General features: G+C 66.3%; 23 protein-coding genes, 1 pseudogene and 1 riboswitch. Of the genes and pseudogenes, 9 read left to right on the top strand and 15 right to left on the bottom strand.

Features of this window, described 5'->3' with window-relative positions; genetic code table 11:
* Positions 1-41: 41 nt before the first annotated feature.
* Entirely contained in the window at positions 42-680 is a 639-nt protein-coding gene (locus OKW52_RS06540; protein ID WP_264505005.1) for a GntR family transcriptional regulator, read from the bottom strand.
* Positions 677-1,678 carry a phosphotransferase gene (locus OKW52_RS06535; protein WP_264505004.1) on the bottom strand — a complete coding sequence of 334 codons (1,002 nt, stop codon included), beginning with the start codon at positions 1,676-1,678 and terminating at the stop codon, positions 677-679. The genes OKW52_RS06540 and OKW52_RS06535 overlap by 4 nt, the downstream gene beginning before the upstream one ends.
* A 126-nt stretch (positions 1,679-1,804) precedes the next feature.
* Between OKW52_RS06535 and OKW52_RS06530 the strand changes: the two genes are divergently transcribed.
* Both OKW52_RS06530 and OKW52_RS06525 read left to right on the top strand, forming a co-directional pair.
* Positions 1,805-3,073 carry an acyl-CoA dehydrogenase family protein gene (locus tag OKW52_RS06530; RefSeq protein ID WP_264505003.1) on the top strand — a complete coding sequence of 423 codons (1,269 nt, stop codon included), beginning with the start codon at positions 1,805-1,807 and terminating at the stop codon, positions 3,071-3,073.
* Between the two features lie 98 nt (positions 3,074-3,171).
* A complete protein-coding gene (locus OKW52_RS06525) occupies positions 3,172-3,951 on the top strand; it encodes an SDR family NAD(P)-dependent oxidoreductase (protein ID WP_264505002.1) in 780 nt (259 codons plus the stop codon).
* Between the two features lie 143 nt (positions 3,952-4,094).
* On the opposite strand, the gene glyS is transcribed toward OKW52_RS06525, so the two are convergent.
* The 3 genes and pseudogenes from glyS to OKW52_RS06510 all read right to left on the bottom strand — a co-directional run bounded on the left by glyS (position 4,095) and on the right by OKW52_RS06510 (position 7,857).
* Positions 4,095-6,413, bottom strand: coding sequence for a glycine--tRNA ligase subunit beta (glyS, locus tag OKW52_RS06520; RefSeq protein WP_264505001.1), 2,319 nt, complete (start codon positions 6,411-6,413; stop codon positions 4,095-4,097).
* Positions 6,414-6,416: 3 nt separating this feature from the next.
* On the bottom strand, positions 6,417-6,920 hold the full coding sequence (locus tag OKW52_RS06515) for a DUF6446 family protein (RefSeq protein WP_264505000.1): 504 nt from the start codon (positions 6,918-6,920) through the stop codon (positions 6,417-6,419).
* Positions 6,917-7,857, bottom strand: a pseudogene (locus OKW52_RS06510) (glycine--tRNA ligase subunit alpha). The gene OKW52_RS06515 and the pseudogene OKW52_RS06510 overlap by 4 nt, the downstream one beginning before the upstream one ends.
* Before the next feature lie 222 nt (positions 7,858-8,079).
* Between OKW52_RS06510 and OKW52_RS06505 the strand changes: the two are divergent.
* Positions 8,080-9,927, top strand: a complete 1,848-nt coding sequence (locus OKW52_RS06505; protein WP_264504999.1) for a trypsin-like peptidase domain-containing protein — start codon at positions 8,080-8,082, stop codon at positions 9,925-9,927.
* Positions 9,928-10,217: 290 nt separating this feature from the next.
* On the opposite strand, the gene OKW52_RS06500 is transcribed toward OKW52_RS06505, so the two are convergent.
* From OKW52_RS06500 to metZ, 5 genes are all read right to left on the bottom strand, one after another.
* The gene (locus OKW52_RS06500) at positions 10,218-10,697 is read right to left on the bottom strand and encodes a DUF1203 domain-containing protein (protein ID WP_264504998.1); all 480 of its coding nucleotides are present in this window, start codon (positions 10,695-10,697) and stop codon (positions 10,218-10,220) included.
* A gap of 71 nt (positions 10,698-10,768) precedes the next feature.
* Positions 10,769-12,217 (bottom strand): TrkH family potassium uptake protein, encoded by a 1,449-nt coding sequence (locus OKW52_RS06495; protein ID WP_264504997.1) that lies wholly within the window; start codon positions 12,215-12,217, stop codon positions 10,769-10,771.
* A 31-nt stretch (positions 12,218-12,248) separates the two neighbouring features.
* Entirely contained in the window at positions 12,249-13,208 is a 960-nt protein-coding gene (locus OKW52_RS06490) for a 1-phosphofructokinase family hexose kinase (protein ID WP_264504996.1), read from the bottom strand.
* An 84-nt stretch (positions 13,209-13,292) separates the two neighbouring features.
* Positions 13,293-14,393 (bottom strand): GTP cyclohydrolase FolE2, encoded by a 1,101-nt coding sequence (gene folE2 / locus OKW52_RS06485; protein WP_264504995.1) that lies wholly within the window; start codon positions 14,391-14,393, stop codon positions 13,293-13,295.
* 101 nt (positions 14,394-14,494) lie between these two features.
* A complete protein-coding gene (gene metZ, locus OKW52_RS06480; protein WP_264504994.1) occupies positions 14,495-15,694 on the bottom strand; it encodes an O-succinylhomoserine sulfhydrylase in 1,200 nt (399 codons plus the stop codon).
* Between the two features lie 62 nt (positions 15,695-15,756).
* Positions 15,757-15,833, bottom strand: a riboswitch (SAM riboswitch).
* Between the two features lie 180 nt (positions 15,834-16,013).
* Here metZ and OKW52_RS06475 point away from each other — a divergent pair.
* Positions 16,014-16,451, top strand: a complete 438-nt coding sequence (locus OKW52_RS06475; RefSeq protein WP_264504993.1) for a hypothetical protein — start codon at positions 16,014-16,016, stop codon at positions 16,449-16,451.
* 10 nt (positions 16,452-16,461) lie between these two features.
* Here the strand turns inward: OKW52_RS06475 and OKW52_RS06470 are convergent, their stop codons facing one another.
* On the bottom strand, positions 16,462-17,064 hold the full coding sequence (locus OKW52_RS06470) for an inner membrane-spanning protein YciB (RefSeq protein WP_264504992.1): 603 nt from the start codon (positions 17,062-17,064) through the stop codon (positions 16,462-16,464).
* 382 nt (positions 17,065-17,446) lie between these two features.
* Between OKW52_RS06470 and OKW52_RS06465 the strand changes: the two genes are divergently transcribed.
* Positions 17,447-17,830, top strand: a complete 384-nt coding sequence (locus OKW52_RS06465; RefSeq protein WP_264504991.1) for a lysozyme inhibitor LprI family protein — start codon at positions 17,447-17,449, stop codon at positions 17,828-17,830.
* Positions 17,831-17,865: 35 nt separating this feature from the next.
* On the opposite strand, the gene OKW52_RS06460 is transcribed toward OKW52_RS06465, so the two are convergent.
* Complete coding sequence (locus OKW52_RS06460) at positions 17,866-18,381, bottom strand: cytochrome b (protein ID WP_264504990.1); 516 nt, start codon at positions 18,379-18,381, stop codon at positions 17,866-17,868.
* A gap of 96 nt (positions 18,382-18,477) precedes the next feature.
* Between OKW52_RS06460 and OKW52_RS06455 the strand changes: the two genes are divergently transcribed.
* The gene (locus tag OKW52_RS06455; RefSeq protein ID WP_264504989.1) at positions 18,478-19,014 is read left to right on the top strand and encodes a GNAT family N-acetyltransferase; all 537 of its coding nucleotides are present in this window, start codon (positions 18,478-18,480) and stop codon (positions 19,012-19,014) included.
* 21 nt (positions 19,015-19,035) lie between these two features.
* On the opposite strand, the gene OKW52_RS06450 is transcribed toward OKW52_RS06455, so the two are convergent.
* Positions 19,036-19,383: a RidA family protein gene (locus tag OKW52_RS06450; protein WP_264504988.1), complete on the bottom strand. Its 348-nt coding sequence runs from the start codon at positions 19,381-19,383 to the stop codon at positions 19,036-19,038.
* 136 nt (positions 19,384-19,519) lie between these two features.
* On the opposite strand from OKW52_RS06450, the gene OKW52_RS06445 reads away from it, so the two are divergent.
* Entirely contained in the window at positions 19,520-20,254 is a 735-nt protein-coding gene (locus OKW52_RS06445; protein ID WP_264504987.1) for a glycosyltransferase family 25 protein, read from the top strand.
* 15 nt (positions 20,255-20,269) lie between these two features.
* Positions 20,270-20,947, top strand: a complete 678-nt coding sequence (locus tag OKW52_RS06440) for a nitroreductase (RefSeq protein ID WP_264504986.1) — start codon at positions 20,270-20,272, stop codon at positions 20,945-20,947.
* Positions 20,948-20,951: 4 nt separating this feature from the next.
* Here the strand turns inward: OKW52_RS06440 and OKW52_RS06435 are convergent, their stop codons facing one another.
* A complete protein-coding gene (locus OKW52_RS06435) occupies positions 20,952-21,692 on the bottom strand; it encodes an alpha/beta fold hydrolase (RefSeq protein ID WP_264504985.1) in 741 nt (246 codons plus the stop codon).
* Positions 21,693-21,784: 92 nt separating this feature from the next.
* On the opposite strand from OKW52_RS06435, the gene OKW52_RS06430 reads away from it, so the two are divergent.
* Entirely contained in the window at positions 21,785-22,234 is a 450-nt protein-coding gene (locus tag OKW52_RS06430) for an NUDIX domain-containing protein (RefSeq protein ID WP_264504984.1), read from the top strand.
* 123 nt (positions 22,235-22,357) lie between these two features.
* Here OKW52_RS06430 and OKW52_RS06425 read toward each other — a convergent pair whose 3' ends face one another.
* Entirely contained in the window at positions 22,358-24,880 is a 2,523-nt protein-coding gene (locus OKW52_RS06425; protein WP_264504983.1) for a DUF4175 domain-containing protein, read from the bottom strand.
* Between the last annotated feature and the right edge of the window lies 1 nt (position 24,881).

Raw genomic sequence — 24,881 nt, 5'->3', positions numbered from 1 at the left:
ATAGTTAAGGACAGAAAATGAGGGTTAAGGGGGCGTTAAGGTTAATCGGGCGCGAAGGCGCTGTCGGGGAGGTCCGGCAAGGCGGCGACAAGGGCGCGGATATGGCTGCGGGCGGCGAGTTCGGCAGTCTCGGGCTGGCCTGCGGCGACGGCGGCCACAAGCGCGGTGCGCGCCCCGCGACCCGGTGGACGGTTGAGGCGTAGCTGGGCGCGGATCAGGTGGACCTGGAGCAGGGGCAGCAGCCGGTCGAGTTCGGCATTGCCCGCCAACGTGGTTAACGCCCGGTAATAGCGCGCGCGGACACGGGCGCGATCGCCCGGTTCAGCCGCGTCATAGTCGTGTGCTGCCGCGATCAGCGGCGCGGGGTCGGCCCCTGCCGCCACGGCCTCGGCCGCCTGCCGCGCCGCGAGGCCCAGCAACAGATCCGTCACCCGAAGCACGTCCTGCGCCGCGCGACGGCTGAGCAGGCGGATCTGCGCGCCGCGATGGGGTGCCTGCACCACGATCCCGCTTGCCGCCAACCGCCCCAGCCCTTCGCGCACGGTCGAGCGCCCCATCCCGTAGCGCGCCATCAGATCCGGTTCGGCCAGCCGCTGACCGGGGACAAAGCGCCCTTCCGCCAGTCCTTGCAGCACATCGCGCACCAGCGCCTCGGGACCGGACGGCGCGTCAGCGTTCACCGTTTCACCATGCCCCAGGCGATGTCGGCCAGCGGCCCGGCGACCTTGCCCATCTCGGCGGCCTTGGGGTCATTCGCTGTGCCATCCTGCGCGCGCTTGGCGATGCCCTGCACGATGGCAGCAATCCGAAAAAGGCTTAGAATGATGTAAAAGTCGAAGTTTTCGGGCCGTTCGCGCCCGGTCTTGGCGCACCACAGGTCGATATAGTCGCTTTCCGTCGGGATGCCCAACGCCGCCAGATCGACGCCCCCCAGCCCGCGGAAGATCCCCGGCACGATGCGCCAGACCATCACGTTATAGGCGAAATCGGCATAGGGGTCACCCAGCGTCGACAACTCCCAGTCCAGCACGCCGAGCACGCGCGGCTCCGTCGGGTGGAACAGCAGGTTGTCCAGCCGGAAGTCGCCATGCGCGATGCGCACCTCTTCGGGTGCCGTCGGCATCGCCTGTGGCAGCCAGTCGATCAGCGCATCCATCGAGGGGATCGAAACCGTCTCGCTGGCGCGGTACTGTTTGGACCAGCGCGAGATTTGCCGTTCGACATAGCCGCCCTGCCGCCCGTAATCGCCCAGACCCACGGCAACGGGATCGACCAGTGAAATCCTGGCGATGGCGTCATTCATCGCCTCGAACACCGCCCCGCGCTCGGCCGGGGTCATGTCAGGCAGGCGCGGATCCCACAGCGTGCGGCCCTCCAGATACTCCATGACGAAGAACATCGAGCCCATGACGCTGTCGTCTTCACACAGCGCCAGCATGCGCGGGACCGGCACATCGGTGGCCCCCAGCGCCTTCATCACCCGGTATTCGCGGTCCACCTGATGCGCCGAGGGCAGCACCTTGCCCACCGGTTTCTGCCGCAGCACGTAACGGCCCGAAGCAGCCTCAACCCGCCACGTCGGGTTGGATTGCCCGCCCGCCAGCCGCGTCATGGTCAACGGCCCCTGAAACCCCGCGACATGCGCCTGCATCCACGCGCTCAGTTCTGCTTCGGCCATGTGGCACCCTCCCCGTTTGGCGCAAGGATGGCGGGCGGTCGCCGGGCCGTCAAGACAGATCGTCAGACGATCTTGTCAGATGCCAATGCGCCCGCTAGGCTCACCCCAACTCAGGAGGAGGATAGCATGGTTCCCGACAAATCCGCCCGCGTGCTTGATTATGAAGCCCGCCTCACGGCGTTCATGGATGAGCACATCTACCCCAACGAGGCGCGGTTCTTCCGTGACGCCGAGGAACTTGGCCCCTTCGCTGTCTATCCTCTGTTCGACGAACTCAAACCGCTGGCGCGCGAGGCGGGGCTTTGGAACCTCTTCCTGCCCGACAGCGACCGGGGCGCGGGTCTGTCGAATGTCGAATACGGCTATCTGTGCGAGATCATGGGGCGCAGCTTCCTTGCCCCTGAGGTATTCAACTGCAACGCCCCTGACACCGGCAATATGGAGGTGATCGAGCGTTATGGGTCCGAGGCTGACAAGGAGCGCTGGCTGAAACCGCTCTTGAAGGGCGAGATCCGTTCGTGCTTTGCGATGACCGAACCGGCGGTGGCCTCGTCCGATGCGACCAACATCCAGGCCGAGATCCGGCGCGATGGCGATGAATACGTCATCAACGCGCATAAATGGTACACCACCGGCGCGTCGAACCCCAAGACCAAGATCTGCATCTTCATGGGCAAGACGGATGCGTCGAACCCCGACCGCCACAAGCAACAATCGATGATTCTGGTGCCGATGGACACGCCCGGCATCACCGTGACCCGCTCGCTGCCGGTGTTCGGCTACTATGGCGTGCCCGACCGCGCGTCGGAAGTGCTGTTCGAGAATGTCCGCGTCCCCGCCGCCAACCTGCTGCTGGGCGAAGGCCGCGGGTTCGAGATCGCGCAAGGCCGCCTCGGGCCGGGACGTATCCACCACTGCATGCGCACCATCGGCATGGCCGAGCGGCTGCTGGAAATCATGATCGACCGCACGCTGCAACGCGTCGCCTTCGGCAAGCCGGTGTCCGAACAGGGCGTCACCCGCGAACGCATCGCCGAGGCGCGGATCATGATCGACCAGTGCCGCCTGCTGACGTTGCATGCCGCGCACAAGATGGACACCGTCGGCAACAAGGAAGCCCGCGCCGAAATCGCCATGATCAAGATCGCCGCGCCCACCATGGCCTGCCAGATCGCCGACTGGGCGATTCAGGCCTGCGGCGGCGGCGGCACCGGCAATGACTTTGGCACGGCACTCGCCTATGCCGGGCTGCGCACGCTGCGGCTGGCGGATGGCCCGGACGAGGTGCATCGCGACCAACTGGCGCGGATGGAGATCAAGAAGCGCAAGGGCCTGAACCACCCGGGCTGGGAGCCGATGGTCACCAGCCGGGGCCGCAACCCCAAACTGTCCTGAGCCTAATCATCTTGGTCCAAATACTCTGGGGGTGAAGGCGCGGCACGCGCCGAGGGGGCAAGGCCCCCTCCTCCCGCCCAACCAACAGGAGCGCCGTCATGGATCTCACCGGAAAAACCGCCATCATCACCGGCGCCGCAGGCGGAATCGGGCGCGCCACGGCGCGGCTGATGGCGCAGCAGGGCGCTGCGGTTGTCGTGGCCGACCTGAATGAAGCGGTGCTGGAAACCGCCGCGATGATCAGGGCGGCGGGCGGTCAGGCCGAGGCGCTGGTGACCGATTGCGCGACGGATGAGGGCGTCGCGGCCATCGTCGCGCGCGCGGTGGAGCGCTTCGGCGGGATCGATATCCTGCACGCCAATGCGGGCATTACCGGCGGGCTGCTGCCGCGTCTCGACACGTCCAGCGCCGATTTCATGGAGGTGCTGCGCATCAATCTGCTCGGCCCCTGGATCGCCATTCGCACCGCCTTGCCGCATATGCAGACGGGCGGGGCGATCATCTGCACCGCCTCGGTCGCGGGCCTGCGCGCAGGGGCGGGGCCGATCCCCTACTCGGCGTCCAAGGCCGGGGTCGTCAATCTGGTGCAGAGCACAGCGATGGCGCTGACCGGGCGCGGCATCCGGGTGAACGGCGTCGCCCCCGGGCTGATCGACACCCCGATGACCGCGCCGCTGTTCGACGACGCCCGCGCGCGGGGACGCGAGGACCGGATCGGCCAGCTGAACCCGCTGCGGCGCGGCGGCGAGGCGCAGGAGATCGCCGAGGCGGTCGTCTGGCTCGCCTCGGACGCGGCGCGCTATGTGAACGGGCAGGTGCTGGCAGTGGACGGCGGGCTGTCGTCGCAGCTGCCGTTTACGCCGAAATGGTCGATCTGAGCGGAAAACAGAAAGGGGGCCTTCTGCCCCCTCTTCGCTTGCAGCGAATTCACCCCCGAGGATATTTAGAGACAGATGATGAGGCGCGGTTAACGGGCTGTTAACCTTGCGCTTCCCCTTGTCTCAAATACTCATCCGCCAGTTCAGCCATCCAACCGCGTGAGGTCTGCGACACCGGCGCAGATGGCGCGGATGCGGTGGAGCAGGTTCAGTCGGTTGCGGCGGACGATGGCGTTGTCGGTATTGATCTGCGTAGCCGTAAAGAACGCATCAATCGGGGCGCGCAGGGTGGCCATGGCGGCCATGGCGGTGGCGAAGTCTTCCTTGGCCATGGCGGGCGCGATGGCGGCTTCGGCCTGATCGAGGGCGGCGAAGAGCGCGCGTTCCTCGTCGGTTTCGGCGAATTTCAGATCGGCACCGTAGGAGTATTCGACGCCGTCCTTGGCTTCGGCCTGGGACAGGATGTTGTTGGCGCGCTTGTAGCCCTGGATCAGGTTCTCGCCATCGTCGGTCTTCAGCACATCGCTGAGCGCCGTCGCCCGATTGACCAAGAGCGTGAGGTCATCATTGCCGGGCATGGCGAGGCAGGCGTCGATCACGTCGTGGCGGATGCCCTGATCCTTGAGGAAGACTTTCAGGCGGTCATGGATGAAGGCGAGGAGGTCGGCAACGATTACCTCCAACTGTGGGACAGTTTCCTCCCCTTCATATGCTTTGACCTGTTCAAATTCAGCGGGGAAACGAACGCGGACAAGGACTTGTTTCGACCAAGCGCTAAACACGGATCGTTCGATGTCTTTGAGTCCAATCATCTTACCGTTGTTGAAAACCACGAAGCGCATCAAAACGTCGTCCTCACGTTCGACACCGTTGATATTGCTTTTGATCTTTCTGCGTTCGCCAAGTTGGCCCGCCCTTGCTGCCGCAACTATACAAGATTTAGTCGCGAGCTTGCCAATACCTTCTAGTCCGACTCTGGAATTGTTTGTTACCAACAACCGAATAACCCCCAACGCCGCCCGACGCAGGGCGAACGGGTCTTTCGAGCCGGTGGGTTTCTCGTCAATCGCCCAGAACCCGGTCAGCGTGTCGATCTTGTCGGCCAGCGCGACGGCGACGGAAATTGGCTCGGACGGCACGTCATCAGACGGTCCCAGCGGCTGGTAATGCGCCTTGCAGGCGTTGGCCACGGCATCTGGCTGACCGTCGGCCTTGGCGTAGTAGACGCCCATGGTGCCCTGCAGTTCGGGGAACTCGCCGACCATGGCGGATTGCAGATCGGCCTTGGCGATGCGGGCGGCGGTCTCAGTCTGGTCGGGATCGGCGCCGACCAGCGGGGCGATCTCGCGCGCGAGGGCACAAATGCGATCTATCCGCGCTTTCTGGCTGCCGAGTTTGTTGTGGAAGGTGACGCTTGCCAGACCTTCGGCCATGCCCGAAAGCCCGACATTCGCGACGGTGCGCAAGTCATTCTCCCAGAAGAATTTCGCGTCCGACAGGCGGGCGGCGAGCACCTTCTGGTTGCCCTGCAGGATGGTGGCGCCGTTGTCGGCGGTCTCGCGGTTTGCCACCGTCACAAAACGAACAATCTGCCCGGTGCCCGGCTTGCGCAGCGAGAAGAATTTCTGGTGCTCGCGCATCGAGGTTTGCAACACCTCGGGCGGCAGGGACAGGAAATCGGCGCCGATCTCGCCAACCAGCACGACCGGCCATTCGACCAGACCGGCGACCTCGGCCAGCAGGCCCTTGTCCTCGACCAGTTCCAGCCCCAGCGCGAAGGCCTGATTGCGGATCTCGTGTTCGATGATATCGGCGCGCTCGCCTGCGTCCAGCACCACGAAGGCGCGTTTCAGCTTGGCGGCGTAATCCTCGAAATTGCTGACCTCGAACGCCCCCGGCGCCATGAAGCGGTGCCCGCGCGTGGTGTTGCCGGCGACGATGCCGTCAATGTCGAGCGGCACAACCTCGGCCCCCGCCTCAGTCACCATCAGGGCGATGATCGAATGCAGCGGTCGAACCCAGCGCAGGCTGCTCGAACCCCAGCGCATCGCCTTGGGCCAGGGGAAATTGCGGATGGTCTTGTCCAGAACCTCGGACAGGATCTCGGGCGCGGGGCGGCCCGGTTTGGTCAGATGGGCGACGTAGAACGCGCCCTTCTTGTCCTCATGCGTGTGCAGTTGATCCATCGCCAGGCCGGTCGAGCGCAGGAAGCCGTCGAGCGCCTGTTGCGGCGCGCCGACTTTCGGTCCCTTGCGTTCTTCGCGCTGGGTGGGGCTTTCAAGGCTCAGCCCTTCGATGGCCAGCACCAGACGGCGCGGGGTTGAAAAGGCGCGGGCGTGGGCATAGTGCAGCCCGCCCTCGACCAGACCATCGGTCACCAGCTTGCGCAGATCCTCGGCGGCGCGGGTCTGCATGCGGGCGGGGATTTCCTCGGAGAAGAGTTCGATCAGGACATCGGGCATGGCTTATCTCTCGGACGGGGTCGGACAGCCCTGCGGCAGGGGGCGTCCGTCGAAATGGGCTTCGCCGCAGGTGTTGACCTGCGGCCAGACATAGGCGCGACCATCGGGGTAGAGGGCCATTACATGGTCGAAACCATAACGGAAATCGCCCTCGACCAGCACGGCGCGGGCCTGTCCGGCCTCAAGATCAGTGCCGATGGTTTCAGAGTCAAAGCAGCTGAACCAGCCGGGGCCGGTCAGAGGCGTCGGCTCGGCATAATCGACCATGTCAGGCAGGGTGCCGATCACGTCAAAACAGGCGCGGTAGCGCAGCGGGGACGAGTCGCTGTCGATGCCCTCGAAGTCCGCGATATCCAGACGGGCCGTGCCGCCACCGGGCGTGGCGACCTGATAGCCGATCTGCGGTTCCAGCGTGGTGTAATAGCCATAGACCTGCAGGTAATACATCGCCCCACCCGCAAGGGCGGCGCAGAGCACGATGGCGATGGCCGCGATACGGCCGGTCACGCGGTGACCTCGGCGCGCCAGCCGCCGGCTTCGGTCTGCACGAAGGCGTCGGCGCAGGCTTTGGCAAGGGCGCGGACGCGGCCGATATAGGCCTGCCGCTCGGTGACCGAGATCACGCCGCGCGCGTCAAGCAGGTTGAACAGGTGGCTGGCCTTGATGCACTGGTCATAGGCCGGGTGGACCATGAGGATGCGCTTGCCGCTGTTGGGGTCGGCAGGGTCAAACGCCAGCAGGCGGCTGCATTCGGCCTCGGCATCCTCGAAGTGGCGCAGCAGCATCTCGGTGGTGGCCGCGTCGAAATTGTGGCGCGAGTATTCCTGCTCGGTCTGGCGGAAGATGTCGCCATACGTCAGCGGGATCGGCGACCCGGGATCGTTGAACGGCATGTCCATGACGTGGTCGATGCCCAGCACATACATCGCCAGACGCTCCAACCCGTAGGTCAGCTCGCCCGAGACGGGGCGGCAGTCATGCCCGCCGACCTGCTGGAAATAGGTGAACTGGCTGACTTCCATCCCGTCGCACCAGACTTCCCAGCCCAGACCCCAGGCACCAAGGGTGGGGATTCCCAGTCATCCTCGACAAAGCGGACATCGTGCAACGCGGTGTCGATGCCGATGGCGTCGAGCGAACCGAGATACAGATCCTGCATCGCGGGCGGGCTTGGTTTGATCAGCACCTGATACTGGTAGTAGTGCTGCATGCGGTTGGGGTTCTCGCCATAGCGCCCGTCGGTCGGGCGGCGCGAGGGCTGCACATAGGCGGCGGCCCAGGGCTGGCTGCCAAGGCTGCGCAGCGTGGTGGCCGGGTGGAACGTGCCCGCACCGACCTCCATGTCATAGGGCTGCAGGATCGCGCAGCCTTGAGCTGCCCAATAGGCCTGAAGACGCAAGATGATCTCTTGAAAGCTGCGTGGCTTGTCGGTGCTGACGGACATCGGGGGCCTCGGCCTGTGCGGTTTAGCGCCTCAATAGGCGTGCCGCCGCGCGGGGTCAACGTCAGCGCCGGGGGCCGGAATCACTTGGCCGCCCCCTGCCGCGGAAAAAATGACACGCCTTGTGGACAGTCGGCCGACTTAACTTACTTTTTATCGGTATCTGCTTGACGACCCTGCTAGGGTCGCCAGGAATCAAGCCGTTCAATAATCCGTGGAACCGCCGTGACCGACCGTATCGTCAAAGTTATTTTCGCCGCTCTCTTTTTCCTGATCCTTGTGCCCGTTGCGGCACTGGCTCAGGCGACCCATTGGGTCCAGATCGAAGCCCATGCCACCCTGCGCACCGCCGAGGATTTCGCCACGCGGTATCAGACGCAGATCGGCGGCATCGCCGGGTTCCGCATCGCGGGCGGCTGGTACGCGCTGGCGGTCGGCCCTTTCGCCACCCCCGCCGAGGCTGAGGCCCGCCGCGCCGAGCTGATCGCCACGCGAGAGATCCGCGAAGACAGCTATGTCACGGACAACGCCATCTACGGCCAGCAGTTCTGGCCGGTTGGCGGCCAGCCGCCCGTGGTGGCACCGTCGCGTGACGTGACGCAGCCGACAGCACCCGCAACGCAAGAGCCGGTCGCCGAGGCCCCGCAAGAGCCTGTCGTCGCGCCAGCCGAGACCCCGGTCACGCCCGAGCCGGTCGTCCAGGCCCCGGTCACGCCCCGCGAGCCGACGCTTGACGACTTGCCGAACGAACCGCTGGCTCAGGCGCGCCAGCTGGAACGCGACTGGTCGCGCGAGGACCGGATGGAGATCCAGACCGCCCTGCAATGGTTTGGTTTCTATCGCAGCCTCATCGACGCCGATTTCGGCCCCGGCACCCGCAACGCGATCGGCAACTGGCAGAGCGCGCGCGACTTCGAGCCGACGGGCTACCTGACCACCCGCCAGCGCGCCGTGCTGCTGACCGGCTATGAAAGCGCCGTTGCCCGCTATTCCTTCGGTCCGTTCCGCGATGAAGCCGCCGGGATCGAACTGACCCTGCCGCTGGGTATGGTCGCCTTTGACCGCCACGAAGCCCCCTTCTCGCATTTCAACGCGATCAACGGGTCGGGCATGCGCGTGTTGCTGATCAGCCAGGAAGGCTCGCAAAGCACGTTCTACGGACTGTATGAAATCCTGCAAACGCTGGAAATCATCCCGCTGGACGGCGAACGCGACCGCTCGCGTGATCGCTTCACCATCACCGGCCGCAGCGCCACGGCGCGCGCGCAGGTTGAGGCACGGCTGCAGAACGGCCAGATCAAGGGCTGGATCCTGCTTTGGGGGCCTGAAGCGGACGACGATTCCGAGGTGATCATGGCCACCATGCGAGACAGCTTCCGCTCGATCGACGGCGTGCTGCCCTCGACGCTGGGCGCGACGGCCTCGACGGTATCGCGCCGCGACCTCATCGCCGGGCTTGACGTCCGCCGCCCGGATCGCTCGCGCTCGGGGTTCTTCGTGGACAGCGTCGGCACCGTGGTGACCACCGCCGAAGCTGTGGCGATGTGCGACCGGGTAACGATTGACGAGGCGTACCGCGCCACCGTGCGCTCGGTCGACCCGGCAAACGGCATCGCCGTGCTGACGCCGCAAGACCCGCTGGTCCCGCTGGCTTTCGCCCAATTCGCGCCGAACCCCGCGTCGCTGGGCAGCGAGATCCGCGTGTCAGGCTTCAGCTATCAGGACACGCTGACCCGTCCGATCGTCACCTTTGGCCAACTCAGCGAAATGACCGGCCTCGACGGCGAAGCCAACCTGCGCCGCCTGACGCTCAGCGCTCAGCCCGGCGACTCGGGCGGGCCGGTGTTCGACAGCAATGGCGCGGTGATCGGCATGCTGCTGCCGCGCACCGAAACCCCGGGGCGGATGCTGCCCGGCGACGTCAACTTCGCCGTTGACGGCGCGTCCATCCAGTCGGCGCTGACCACCAGCGGGGCCAACCCCAGCGTCAGCCGCACGACCTCGCCGATGTCGGCCGAGATGCTGACACGCATGTCGGCGGACCTGACCGTGCTGGTGTCCTGCTGGAACTGACCGGGTAATGGGAGCAGGCGCGCGCGCGTCGCTCCCGCCCACCCCCGCTCACGCGCGCGCCCTCGCTTTCCTGGGCAGGGCATCGCGGGACGAAGGGCCGGGTTGCGTATTTGACGCAAGATGAAAGAGGCGCGGCTCGCAAGGGCCGCGCCTCTTTCATGAGCCGGTCAACTTTATGCTTCAAGTATCCTGGGGGGTGAATTTGGCGAAGCCAAAGAGGGGGCAACGCCCCCCTGCCCGGTCGCCCGAGGGCGCGGCGGCGACAGCCGTCTCGGCCAAGGGCGAAACCCTCACCCGGCGCTGCGCTCGACGCGGACGTGGTAACAATTGTTGCTGGCCGAGCGGATGTGGACGAAAGCGATATCGTCGCGCGCAAGCAGATCGGCGCACCGCTCGATGATGCGTTCGGTCGGCGTCACGGCGCCGGTGCCATAGACGATCCGCTCATCGGCTGAGTAGCCGCGCACGAGATAGCTGGGCGCGGTCAGGAACGGCGGCAGTGCGGACGATGGCACCGCGCCCGGCACCGCCTCATCCGCGGCCAGGAAAAGCGGACCGGTTTCGGTGTAGGGGTTCAGCCCCTCGAACGGGCGGTGGCCGACGACGAGATAGGCGCTGCCTTCGGGCAGGTATTCGAGCGTATGGCGGCAGGGGACGCCGTCGCCGGGTTGCACGATACGGCGTTCGGGCGGCTGCCCGTTGGAATCGAGCCCGCCCCGGCGGTAATGCGCGACGGTGGCAGCAGAAAGCGGAAGGAAGATCGGGTGCATGAGAGCCTCAAGGTTGCGACACCCGTCTTGTGCCGCTCAGCCCCCTTTCCGGCGACCCGGAAGCTGCGCAATCAGCCGCGCCAGAAGCGCGGCAGGACCAGCACCAGCACCGCGACCATCTCAAGCCGTCCCATCATCATCGCCCCGATCATCAGCCATTTGGCGAAGACGGGAAACTCGTTCATCGCGCCGGTCGGTCCGACCTCGCTGCCCCAGGCCGGGCCGACGTTGCAGATCGAGGTCCAGGCGGCCGTAAACGCCGTGCGCATGTCCAGCCCGGCAAGCGACAGAAGAACGGTCAGCACACCGAACCCGACCACAAAGGCGGTGAACATGACCACCACCGACACAACGACTTCTTCATCCAGCCGCCGCCCGTCCAGATGCAGCGGGATCACCCGGTTGGGATAGACCAGTTGCTTGAGCTGCGCCTTGATCGCCTCGAACAGCACCAGATAGCGGAAGACCTTGATCGAGCACCCGGTCGAGGCCGTGCAGGCACCGATGAACCCGGCCACCACCAGCACAAGGATCGGAAAATCGCCCCAGGCGGACACATCGGCGCTGCCGAACCCGGTGCCCGAGAACATCGACACCACGTTGAAGGCGGACTCGCGGAACATACCCTCGACAGCCGTATCCTCGCGCAGCAGCCGGTAGGCGAAAACTGCGCCGATCGCATAGAGCGTCCAGCGGAAATAGGCGCGGATCTGGATGTCGTTGAACAGGGGCCGGTACGAACCATTGATGAATTGCAGGTAGCGGATAAAGGGCAACCCGGCCAGCCACATGAAGATCACGCAGACCCAATGCGCGGCACTGTCATAGAGCGCGAAGGACGTATCACGGGTGGAAAAGCCGCCGGTCGATAGCGTGGTGAGCGCGTGGTTCACCGCGTCAAAGACGCTCATCCCGGTGAGCACATAGGCCGCCGCGCACAGGATGGTCAGTCCCGCGTAGATCTGGAGCAGCATCCAGCTGATATCGGCAGCGCGCGGCAGCACCTTGCCCATGGTGTCGAAACCCTCGGACCGGAAGTGCTGCATCCCGCCGACCTTCATCACCGGCAAAAAGATCAGCGCGACCAGCACGATCCCCAGCCCCCCCAGCCATTGCAGGGTCGAGCGCCAGAGCAGAATCCCCGGCGGCATCGCGTCCAGCCCGGTGAACACGGTCGAGCCAGTCGTCGTGATGCCCGACATCGCCTCGAAAATCGCGTCGGTCCAGTTGACGTGTTCCAGCGCCATCTCGAAAGGGATTGCGCCAAACACCGGCAGCACCGTCCAGCTGAGCGTGGTGACCAGAAACGACTGGCGCAGCGTCAGCCCCGAGCCTTGGGCGTTGGAGGTCGCCAGAATCAGCAACCCGCCCGCGACCACGGTAATAAAGGCGGAAATCATGAACACCCGCCAATCCGGGTTTCCTGCCCAGAAATCGACGATGGCGGGGACGATCATGATCATTCCCAGTGCCGCGAGCAGCCAGCCAATGATGTTCGCAACGGGGCGGATATCGATCATGAGAAACCCTTGGCCGGGAGCCCGGAAACTGTCAAGCGCGCCGCAGGCTGCAGCGTGGCGTCAGGGCGGCGGCGTCTTCGGCGCGACACAGTTCGGTGCCCGGCGTCATCACCGCTGCAGCCGCCGCGGCAGTGCCGGCACGCAGGGCCGTGGCCCAGTCTTCACCCCGCGCCAGCGACAGGCCGAAACCGGCGGTAAAACTGTCGCCCGCGCCGATCTTGGAGACCACTGCCACCTCGGGCGGCTGGCAGTGCAGGCGGGTATCGGCAGCGGCAAGAACCGAGCCTTCTGCCCCGCGTGCGACAACGACGCAGCCCGCGACCCCGGCGGCCACCAGCGCGGCGGCAAAGTCGAGACTGGCAGCGACATCGGGCAGCGGGTGCCCGGCGAGGCCCTCGGATTCCGCCTGATCCATGCGCAGGACGGCGGGCATCGCGTCGCTTGCGGGCGCAGCCACGAGCCGCTGCAGGGCGGGGCCGGACGTGTCGATGACAAGCCGCGCCCCGGCACCCATCTGCCGGGCCAGCGCCTGCGGGAAGCTGTCGCGCATGCCGGGCGGCTGGCTGCCGCTGAGCACGACGACCGCGCCGGGGCCGATCAGCGCCGCCTCTTCCACGATCACCGCCAGCATCGCGTCTTCCATTGCGGCGGTCCACGCAGGGCCGGGCATCTGAAAGCGGAACTGTTCGCCGGTCTGCAGATCATTCACCGCAAGGCTCTGCCGTGTTTCGCCGTCCACAGCGACAGTGCGCAACGACACGCCGCTGCCCGTCAGCAGCGCCGCGATCTGTGCGCCCGCCATGCCGCCCAGCGCCGCCAGCGCGCGCGGCTCACCGCCCAGCTTGGCGGCCGCACGGGCGACGTTCAGTCCGCCGCCGCCGGGCTCGTATCGCGGCGCTCCCATGCGCAGTTTCGGACCGGGCAGGACATGATCAACCGCGCCGCTGACATCCAGCGCCGGGTTCAGGGTCACGGTGAGAAGATGGGTCATCGCGGGCAGCGCCAGTCAGGAGACGTTGCCGCCATCCTACCCCTCTGCGCGCCCGCCCGAAAGCCCGGGCGGGCGGCTTGGCGATTAACCGACGTGGATCAGCGTCGAAAACAGACGCGGGTCCAGACTTTCGCTTTCAAACGTCGGGCCCCGGGTCAGCACGCTGACCGCGTCATGGCTGTGCAGGCTTTCCTGATGGCTGGCCACCACGCGGAAATCGCCGATGCGCGCGTCGCCGTCCATCGCCTCGCAGAACAGACGCGCTGCGTCTTCGACGAAGATCGGGTTGGCGGCGTTGAGTTCGGCAAAGGCCTGCTCGTCCTCGCGCTTGACCATGACCTGCGTTTCCGTCGGCACGGCCTTGCGGCACAGGTCGATCAGATCCTCGAACCACAGCACATCGCCCGGCAACACCTCGACCGAGACGCGCGCGACCGAGCGTTGCGAATGCGGCGTGGCCAGTTGCCCGCGCCCATAGCGGGCGTGTTCGCTCAGTTCCAGCGAGCAGGGGCAGGTGGAGGAGTAGACATAGTCCAGATGCAGGAACTGCCGCCGCCCCCCCTGATCAACCAGTTCCAGCGCGATGTCGTAATACTGCCAGCCCGACAGGTTTGAGCGCAGGCTGTTCATCTTCATCGGGAAGGAAAAGCGCATCTGAATACGGGCATCGACCGTTTCCAGATCGTTGCGATAATCGTCCAGCGCGGCGGCGATCACTTCGGCGCTGAACAGCTTTTCCGCGTGGCGGTAAAAGCTGCGCATGATGCGCGACATGTTGATGCCCTTCTTGTCCGCCTCAAGGCTGACCGTCCCGGTGACCGAGGCCTGCAGGGTCACAGGCCCGGTCTTGTCACGGGTGCGGAACTGGACCGGCAGGCGGAAGTTCGAGATCCCGACATGCTGGATCTGCGTTTTTGCGCCCTTGATCAGGCTGGACGGCCCGTTCTGCAAATCGGGCATCGTGTCTTTATAGGCTGCATCAGGGCGGAAACTGGTCGGATAAACCCTGTTGAAGTCAGGATAAATCGACTCGTTCGAGCCCGACAGCATGGCCCGCAACCGCGGGTCCAGCGCCGCCATGTCGCTTGTCGACGCGTGTTGGGCAAAGGCGCGCAACACATCAAGCGCGGCCTCAACCTCGATCCGGCCCGGCTCACGGTCCTCGACTGGCGTTTGAATATTCATCCTAGCCCCCCACGACTGGCGCCCGCGTAACCTAAGAGCAAAACGCGGAATTTCAACGTGTATACGCCGCGTGCGCCGCCATGGATCATCCAGACCAACGATTAGCCCTGCGACAGCGTCGCATTCAAAGATGCGATCAGGTCGTTCAGCAGATCCTCTGCGTCTTCCAGACCCACCGAGAGGCGAATCAGGCCCGGCGTGATGCCCAGAAGCACCTTTTGATCGGCCGGCAGACGCTGATGGGTGGTGGTGGCCGGGTGCGTGGCGATCGAGCGCGCATCGCCCAGATTGTTCGAGATCAGAACAACCTGCAGGGCGTTCATGAACACAAAGGCCGCTTCCTTGCCACCTTTGAGGTCAAAGGCCAGCACCGTGCCCGGCCCCGACATGGTCGCCAGCGCGGTCTCGTGCTGCGGATGGCTGGGCAGACCGGGGAACAGGACCGAGGCAATCGCGGGATGGCCTTCGAGCTTTTCGGCCAGCGTCTGCGCCGTGGCCGCCTGCGCCTTGACCCGCAGATCGAGCGTGGTCAGACCGTTGAGCAGGACCCAGGCGTTGAACGGGCTCATCGCGCCGCCGGTGTGCTTCATGTAGGGCTCGATCCGGCCGCGGATCACCTCACGCGTGCCACAGATCACGCCGCCCAGACAGCGGCCCTGCCCGTCGATGTGCTTGGTCGCGGAATAGACCACGATGTCGGCGCCATGCTGAACCGCCTGACTGAAGGTCGGCGTGGCAAAGGCGTTATCGACCACCACCAACGCGCCTGCCTTGTGGGCCAGTGCGCAGACTTTCGGCAGGTCGATGACCTCAAGCGTCGGATTTGACACGCTTTCCAGAAAGACCACCTGCGCGGGCGTGGCCAGAGCGGCCTGCCATTGCGCCAGATCGCGCCCATCGACGAACTCGACCGTCACGCCGTAGCGGCCCAGCACTTCTTCCAGAACATACAGGCACGAGCCGAACAGCGCCCGGCTGGCCACGACCCGGTCCCCGGATTTCAGCAAGGCGGTCAGCGCGCCCGACACAGCGGCCATGCCGCTGGCGGTGGCAAAGGCGTCTTCGGTGCCCTCGATGGCGGCGATGCGGTCTTCAAAGGCGGCGGTGGTCGGGTTGCCGTAGCGCGCGTAGATGAACTCATCCGCGCCCGACTTGATGAACCGCGCCTCGGCGGTTTCGGCGTCGGGATAGGCGAAGCCCTGCGTGAGATAAATCGCCTCGGCCATTTCGCCATACTGGCTACGCCGGACGCCACCATGCACCGCGATGGTGCGCTTGTTCCATTTGCTCTGCGGGTTCATGAGCTCTGCCCCTCTGCGGTCGCGCCGCGCTGTCCGAATACCGGCACGAGGGGGCCTGTCGCTTGCGACGCGGCCCTGCCTCTTTAGCGGTTTCTTTATTGTGGGCCGCAAGCCGGCACAAAGCCCCACATGGGGGATCGCATAAGCCCAAAACCCGGTTCAGGTCAATGCTGGCGGCGCTCCTGCGCCGCATTTCGGTCCCTTTGCGCCAAAAGCTTGACCCGACATCGCCCTGCAATCACCCGCGCCCTGCCCCCGAATCGCCCGTTTTGGCCCGTTAAACAGAGGGACGTGAAAAGAACAGCGGGAATAGATGGCTATGAAAACCACACGACACCCCTTCTTTCGAGATGAATTCGGGGGCACGTCGGTCAACGCAATCGCGCTGTCGGCGTCGGTGTTTGCGGCGGCTGTGTTCGGCTTCGGGCGGGTGATCGACGATGCGCAGGCGCAAACGGCCGTGCAGACCGAGGTCGCGCTGACCCTGCCGCTGGCCGACCTGCGCATGGCCGACCCGGCCCGCGCCGAAGTGCAATCTGCCCTGCGCGCGATGAGCGCGACCGATCTCAGCCTGACCTACGCCCGCATCGCCGCCACGTTCCGCGACTATATCGGTCAGGATGACCTGACCGTCGCCCGCGCGCTGGTGGACTATGCGGTGCTGGCCGAGGCCGAGCTCTTCAGCCGCAACATCCTGCGGCCTTCGGGCACCGAAAGCGCGCGCGAGATGCTGACGACCTACGAGCTGGTTTTGTGATCCGGCGGGCTCACCGCTCGCCGATCCAGTGCTTTTCGATCAGCTTGTAGTTGCCCATCAGGAAGACGAACATCACCGCCATCTGGCCGAACGTGTCCCACAACACATAGGTATCTGTCGAAAAATTGCGCCAGACCACTTCGTTCATCGCGGCGAAGGCGATAAAGAACCACGCCATCCGGCGGGTGAGGATCATCCACCCCTCGCGGTCCAGCGGCAGCGCCTGATCGAGCACAAAGGCCAGCCACGACTGGCCGCGCCACAGGCCGATGAACAGCAGGATGCCGAACAGGCCGAAGATGAAGGTGCTCTTCATCTTGAACACCCGCTCGTCATTGAACAGCACCGTGCCGAGGCCCAGCACAATCACCAGAATGAGCGTGACCACCTGCATCCGGCTGAGCCGCCCGGTCAGCACCCGCATGGTGATGGTCGAGGCAATCTGCAGCGGCACGAAAGCGATGACCGCCACAACGAAACCGGCATACTCGCGCCCGGCCAGGACCACGGTCGCATCGCGCATCCACAGATAGACGCCCAGGAACACCAGCAGCGGTCCGAATTCCAACAGCTGCTTGACCAGCGCCGAGGGTTGTTTGCGGGGTTCGGACATGGAGGCTCCACCTGAAATTTCGGCGCCATGTGACCCGAGAGAGGCGCCCGATGCAAGGCTGCGCGGATCACGGGTGCGTCGAGGGGCTACGCGCCCCCCGAACCCCCTCGCCAGAAGGGGGAGCACGCTCCCCTTCTGGACTTCCCCCGTGGATAGTTGAGGACAGAAAATGAAACAAGGTTAACCAAACCTTATCATCTGTCTCTAAATATCCTGGGGGGTGAATGGCGCGTCAGCGCCAGAGGGGGCAAGGCCCCCCTCTGGCGCTGACGCCCGGCGGCGCGGCCCTTTCTGGCAGAGCGCAGCGGGCGCAAGCGTCTAGGCGGAAGCGGCGCGGCAGGGTAAACTGCGGCGCAACGCTCCCCCATCTCAGGACCCCACGATGCGCCTTCTCACCCTCACTTTGATGGCCCTGACGCTGCCCGTGGCGGCGCAGGCCGATCCGACGATGGAATGCTCGGGCGCCAGCCAGATCGAGATCGGGGCCTGTGTCACCGATATGCTCACCGCTGTGGATCTTGCGATCGACACGGCACTCGGCTTCGCACAGGCCTCGGCGCAGGAGCTCGACAGCGCCACGACTCGCCCTGTCACCGCGCCTGCGCTCGATACCGCACAGGCGGCGTGGAGCGCGTGGCGGGATGCGCACTGCGCCTATGTCGGCACGACCTATGGCGGCGGCTCGGGCACCGGGATCGCGATCACCGCCTGCAAGATCACGCTGGGTCGCGACCGGGTCGATCAGCTGATGGCGATGGTGCGCTAAGAGGGAACGCCCGGCGCAGTACGCCGGGCTCCCCGTCAGCGCATCCGCGCGATCAGGTTGTCGCGCAGCACGAACTGGTGGTACAGCGCCGCCGCGATATGGATCCCGACCAGCGCAAGGGCGATGTTGAACAGCACCTCGTGCAGCTCGGCCAGATCGGTGAAACCGGCAAACCACGCCGCCATGCCGCTCAGCGGAATTGCCAGCAGCACCAGATACAGCAGCCCGTGCACGGCTGAAGACGCCTTGGCCAACAGCGGGTGCAGGCCCACCACCGGGGCCGGAGCGCCCTGCGTTACCCGGAGGATCAGGCGCAGGACCGTCAGCACCAGAATCGCGATGCCGGTATACACGTGGATCTGCGACCCCAGAGCGGGCGTCACCGCCGTGCCACCGCCTTCGGTGATCGCATCCCAGACGTCTGCCATCGCCTCATGGCTGAAGAAGCTGACGAAGAGCAAAAGCAGCGTCAGCCAATGAAGCACCCGCTGGGTGAGACTGTATTTCGAGACCAAAGCAGACATCATCATTCCCTGTGTTGTAAGATCCACGCTGGCTGTCCTACGGTGCAGCTGCAGCATTCCGTCGTGCTTGCGGTAGCCTTGCCCACAGCGCACGCCTATCCCCCCCGAGTTTGAGACGCGTCAATGACCGCCAGATCCACCGCCAGTCTTGTCTGTCGCACCGCCACGCTGGCCGATGCCGAGCCCGTCGCACGCTTTCATGTCGCCGTCTGGCACGAGACCTATCGCGACATGGCCCCGCCCGAGGCCGTCGCACAGCTCGGCTTCGAACGGCGACTCATCGCATGGCGCGAGTCGCTGGCCGATGCCGATCCCCGCCGGGTGACGGTGATCGCAGAACAGCACGGGCAGATTGTGGGGTTGGTGAGTGTCGGGCCAACGCAGGCGCCACTATATGCCGGGCGTGGCGAGATCAAGCATCTCTATGTCGGCCCCGCAGCACGACGGCTCGGTCTGGGTGCCACGCTGCTGGCCGAGGGCCGCAACGTGCTGGCGCGGGCCGGATTTCCCGGCGCGGCCCTTGGCGTGGTCCGTGAAAACGCCCGCGCACGGGCGTTCTACGCCGCCCAGCAGGGGCGCGAGATCGGTCGTTTCACCGATCCCGGCCCGCTGTGGCGCTCGGATATGATCCTGATCGCGTGGGACAGAACCCGGGACTGACCCCGGGACTGAGCCGGGCGCTCAGCGCGCGGCGGTGACGATGAATTCGACGCGGTAATAGGGCGTCGCCAGTTTCGCCTCACCGGTGGCGCGGGCCGGCGGGTTGGCCGGATCGACCCAGCTATCCCAGACCGCGTTCATCGCGCCGAAATCGGCGATGTCGGCCAGCCAGATCGTCGTCGTCAGGATGCGCGACTTGTCGGTTCCGGCCAGCGCCAGCAGGCGGTCGACCTCGGCCAGCGCGTAGTGTGCCTGAGCGGTCACGTCGTCGCCTTCGCCGACCTGACCGGCAAGGTAGACCATGTCGCCGTGGACAACGGCTTGGCTCATGCGGGTGCCGGGTTCGTGGCGGGTGATCGGGCTTGTCATGGGTGTCTCCAAAGCTGACAGATGCCGCGCCTGTGTTCCACGCCGCCCGCGCCGCTGCAAGAGCCTGCCCGGATCGCCGGTTGTATCCGCCTCGGGCGCGCGGCAAAAAGGGGCAACTGCGCAACGGAAGGCGTCCATGAGCGATTCTCCTGCCGCGAGGGCCTTGCTTGAGACCTTCGGCCACATCGTCATCATCAACCTGCCCGAGCGTCAGGACCGCCGCCGCGCCCTCAACGCCGAGCTGCGCAAAGCGGGCATCGCGCCCGGCCATCCGGCTGTGATGTTCTTCCGCGCGATCCGCCCCGAAGAACCGGGCGGCTTCCCGGCGATCGGGGTGCGCGGCGCGTTTCTCAGCCATCTTGGCGTGATGGAGATGATGCTGGAAAAAGGCTGGGACCGCGTTCTGGTGCTTGAAGACGACATGGCCTTCGCCCCCGGCGCGCTGACCCGCCTGCCCGCTTTGGCGGCGGCGCTGAGCGCGCGCGACTGGGGTATCCTGTACGGTCATCCCGGTGACCGCCCCGCGCACACACCCGCCGCAGATGCGCAGGGCCTGATCACCCTGCCCGCCGATCTGGCCCTTATCCAGCTGCATTTTCTGGCGCTGACCCGCGCCGCCGCCGCGCAGATGGTGCCACAGCTGCGTGCGATGCTGGCCCGCGAACCCGGCAGCGCCGACGGGGGGCCGATGCATGTGGATGGCGCGCTCAACTGGATCCGCCGCACCACCCCTGACCTGATCGCGCTCGCCGTAACGCCCGCCGTCGCCGTTCAGCGCCCGTCGCGCTCGGACATCGCCGCCGCGCGCTGGTTTGACCGCCTGCCCGTCATCCGCACCCTGGCGGGCCTGCTCCGCCAGATGCGCGCTTGAAAACCGGAGATGTTCATGACCTCGCTTGACCCCACCGCTTTTGACGCCGTGGTCCGTGCCCGCCACTCGGTGCGCGGCTACCGGCCCGAGCCTGTCGCAGACGCTGTCATCGACGCCGCCTTCCAGACAGCACTCTGGGCACCCTCCAACTGCAATGTGCAGCCCTGGTTGGTGCATCTGGTCTCGGGCGCGCGGCTGCGCCGATTGGGTCAGGCGATGATCGCGCAGGCGCAAGGCGGCAAGCCCGCGCCGGATGTGCCGATGGACACCGCCTACCGCGATGAGTTTCGCAAACGCCAGATCGGGTCAGCGGTGGCGCTCTACGGGGCCATGGGCATCGCGCGCGACGATCACGCCGGGCGCACGGCAGCGTTTCTGCGCAACCTCGACGCTTTTGGCGCACCGCACGCGGCCTTTGTGTTCCTGCCCGAAGGCTTCGGCACGCGCGAGGCGGCGGATCTCGGCGGCTTTGTGCAAACGTTGATGCTGGCGCTGACGGCGCAGGGGCTGGGCAGCTGCGCTCAGGGCGCGCTGTCGCTCTACCCCGACGTGATCCGCGCCGAGCTTGGCCTCGCCCCCGGTCCGCAGCTGATGTGCGGCATCGCCTTTGGGTATGAAGACCCCGCGCACCCGGCCAACGCCGCCCGCACTGACCGCGTTTCGCTGGCGGGCATGGTCACCCGCCACGCCTGACCCTTCAGCCTGCCTGACGCTGCGACAGCTTGCGCAACGCGCTGGGCAGGGTGATGGCGTGGTCGAACACGCCGTTGCGCAGATATTCCAGCACTTCGGCCATGGCGACTGGGTTCATCATGATCAGCGTGTGCGAGGCATTGATGACGATGTGATCGCGCATCCCCTCGACCCGCGTGCTTTCCACCGACACCGTGCCATCACTCGGCCCGTTGATCACCGCCGCGCCCAAAGGGTTGATCGGCACATTCCCGGCGATCACGCCCAGATCGAAATCCACCGGCGGCAGCTGGTTGGGCACCGATTGCGCGCCTGTGCCCAGCTCATGCGTCGCCGGACCGTTGAAGAAGGTGGCGATGTCGCGCAACACGCTGTTGCTATCCAATGTGTCGACGATCTCGGACCCGTGGTTCGGCGGGGCCAGCATGACCACGTGGCCCAGATTGTCGGGATGCGCCTGCGCCAGCCACGCCCGCACCAGAATGCCACCCAGCGAATGGGTGACGAAATGCATCCGCTCGGTCCCGCACAGCGCAGCCGACTCGCCGACATAGCGCACCAGATCCTCGATGGGCGCATCCTCGGACGGATACCCCTCGTTGATCACCCGGTAGCCGTGAAATTCCAGCACTTCCTGCAACACCAGCATCGACGCTTCCGACCGCGCCAACCCATGCAACAGCACGACGCACTCGGCGCGGGCCGTGGCGGGAAGCAACATCAGGAGAAGGGCAAGAGCGCGCATGCGGGGCAGTATAACCCTCGCCAAGCGTTTGCAAAAGCGACAGAGTGCAGATGCGGCAAAACCCGAGGGACACGATGACGCGAGGCCCCAGAATGACAGGAGGCCCCAGATTGGCCGCCCGGGCGGTGATCCTGCGCGCGGGGCGGCTGTTGATCGTCAACGCCTATCCCGGCGATCAAAGCGACCTGTGGTGTGCCCCCGGCGGCGGCGTCGAAAAAGGCGCCTCGCTTCCCGATAACCTCAAGCGCGAGGTGTATGAGGAAACCGGCCTCGCCATCCGCGTCGGCGCGCCCTGCCTGATCAACGAATTCCACGACCCCGACAGTGGCTTTCATCAGGTCGACCTCTACTTCCGCGCGCAGGTCATCGGCACGCCGACCAGCGCCGACTGGACCGACCCCGAAGGCGTCGTCAACCGCCGCCGCTGGGTCACGCAGGATGAGCTGCGCAGCCTGCGCTTCAAACCCGACAGCCTGATCGACGTCGCGTTCCAGCCCGCAACCGCCCCGCTCTACGACCCGCTGGAACGCCTCGTGCACTGACCGGCGCGCCCCTCTTTGCTCTGAAAATATCCCGGGGGTAGGCCGCAGGCCGTGGGGGCAGCGCCCCTGCGCGGCGCTCAGGCCCTCGATGGGCCTGAGCGCCGCCCCCCCGCGCGCGCCGCCTCAATACGGCTCGATCAACCGGTTCAGATAGTCGCGCTCGGTCTCCGGCCGCTCGCGTTCGGCCGAGCGGCGGCGGATCTCGTCCATCAGCTCGCGCGCGCGTTCACGCGGATCGAGCCCCGGCACACCCTGACCGAACTGCCCGTTCTCGCCGTTCGGCCCCATCTCGCGCCCCAGCGGATCGCGGCCCTGCCCCTGGCCCTGTGCGGTGTCGGCCTCGCCTTCGACGCCCTGCTGCTCGCGCTGATCGGCGGCGGTGGCGTCGCGGAATTCGCGCAGGCCTTCGCGCAGCGCTTCCAGCGCTTCGGCCTGCCGTTCCAGAGCGCCGCGCATGTCGCCGTCTTCCAGCGCCTGTGCCGCCCCTTCCATCGCGCGGTCGGCTTCCTCCAGCGCCTGCAGCCCGGCCTCGCCCTCGGCGGTGCCCTCGCCGGGCAACTGTTCGTTCAGCTGTTGCTCGCGCAGCCGCTCGCGCAGCTGGCGCTGGCGCTCGGCAAGCTGGCGCATGGCCTCTTCCTGACCCGGCTGCTCGCCTTGCTGCTGGCCGGGTTGCTGACCTTGCTGGCCGTTGTCGCCCTCTTGCCCCGGCTTGGTCTCTTGCCCGAACTGGTCCTGCAGTTGCTGGAAGGTCTCGTCCGCCAGCCCTTGCTGGTCGCCCAGCGTGTCGCCCAGCCCCTCCATCGCCTCGCCGCCGGGCATCGGATCGCCACCCTCGCCGCGCTGCATCTGCAGATTGTCCAGCAAAGCGTTCAGCTGCGCCATCAGCGCCGCCGCCTCGTCCATGCGGCCCTCTTCCATGAGCTGCTGGATCTGGTCCATCATCTCCTGGATCTGGCTTTGTGACACGGCTTGGCGTTCCTGATCCCCGCCCTGATCGCGCTGGTCGCCGCCCTGATCGACAGGTTCGGCCTGTTCGGCCAGCATTTCCATGTAGTCGCGCGTCGCGTCGCGCAGCTCGTCCATCAGTTCCTGCACTTCCGCCGGATCGGCGCCGTTCTGCATCGCCTCGTCCAGCCGCTCGCGGGCGCGTTGCAGCCGTTCGCGGGCGTTGGCCAGCTCGCCCTCTTCGATCAGCAGCGCCAGCTCCCACAGCCGGCTGGCCAGCTGATCGCGGGCCTCGGGGGTGAAGCCGTCATCGGTGGTCAGGCGCGATTCGATGAACTCGACCGCGCCCCGGATCAGGACCGGCGCGCCGTCATACAGGAACGCCCCGTCCGAGCGGTGCAGCATCGCGCGCATCAGCCCGGCGGCGCGGCGGGCATTGTCGCGGCTCCACAGCAGGTCACGGCGAATTTCGATCAGCGCCTTGGCCGAGGGTTCAAAGAACCGCCTTCCGGGCAGCACCACCGCCTCGGCGCGGCTCGAACCGGTCTGGCCCGCCGCATCCGTCGCGTGCAGCACCACCCGCACCGGCAGGTTGGCCCATGGGTGTTGCGACAGATCCTCGCGCAGCATTTCGGTGACGTCGGCGCGGTTGCCGCTCATCGGCATCGGCAGTTGCAGGCGCAGCGGTTCGCGGGTTTCAGGCTCGATGCTCAGCCCGTGGCGGCGGTCGATGGCGGCCAGATCAAGGGTGATCTCGGCCTCGCCCGCCTGCACGCCGTAATCGTCGCTGGCGGTGAACTCCTGTTCCAGCACCCCGCCCCGCGCACGGGTCATCGGCCCGGTGGCGCTGATTTCCGGCAAGGCATCGGGGGCGACGGTGATTTGCCATTCCCGCCCGTTCGGCCCGTCGATGGCCAGCCGCCCGCTGTGGCGCGCGTCGAATTCCAGCGCCTGGCCCGTGTCATCGGCCTGCACGCCCGCATCCAACGACTGCTCAAGCTGCAGCGCGCCGGGCGGGCCATAGAAGCGCAGCACGACGCGGCTGCCCTGCGGCACCTCAAACCCGTCGCGGTCGATTTCGTTCAGGTACAGGCCGGGCCGCCCGGTGTACGCGGGGGGCATGATCCACCCTTCCCAGCTGGGACCGATCGCAGCCCCGGCAGAGCCAGCGCCGCGCAATGACCCCTGCTGCCCCGGCACCGCAAACAGCACCGCGACCAGTGCTGCGGTCAGCGCCACCAGTCGCAGCGCGTAACGGTCACGCTTGGCGAGGTCCGGTTTGGGGCCAATCGGGCGGGCCTTGGCCGCGCGCAGCTCCATCCGCCCGCGGTGCGCCGTCCACAGCGCAGCCGAGGCCGGATCGCCCCCGTTGATCGCCTGCTGATCGGTCAGCGCCGCCAGCGGACGCCCCGGCAGCGTGCGGTCCAGCCGGGCAATCGCCTCGGCCCGTGCGGGCCAGCGAAAGCGCCACAGCCCCAGAGCCAGCGTCGCCACGATGGCCACAGCAAACGCGCCCGCAACCCACAGTGCCGCATCGCCCGGCAGCTTGCCCTGCAGCCCAAAGGCCCAAAGCGTCGCCGCGATCAGCGCCAGCGAGACCGGCAGCCACAGCGCCCGTACCACCCGTTCGGCCACCATCCCGGCCCGCGTGAGCCAGAGCGCACGCGCGACAGATGCCAGCGGATCGGTCGGTGCCGCCATG

The organism is Pararhodobacter zhoushanensis (genome assembly GCF_025949695.1).
GTDB lineage: Bacteria > Pseudomonadota > Alphaproteobacteria > Rhodobacterales > Rhodobacteraceae > Pararhodobacter > Pararhodobacter zhoushanensis_A.
Note: the sequence above shows the minus strand (reverse complement) of the source record. Positions and strands in the feature narration are given on the sequence as shown.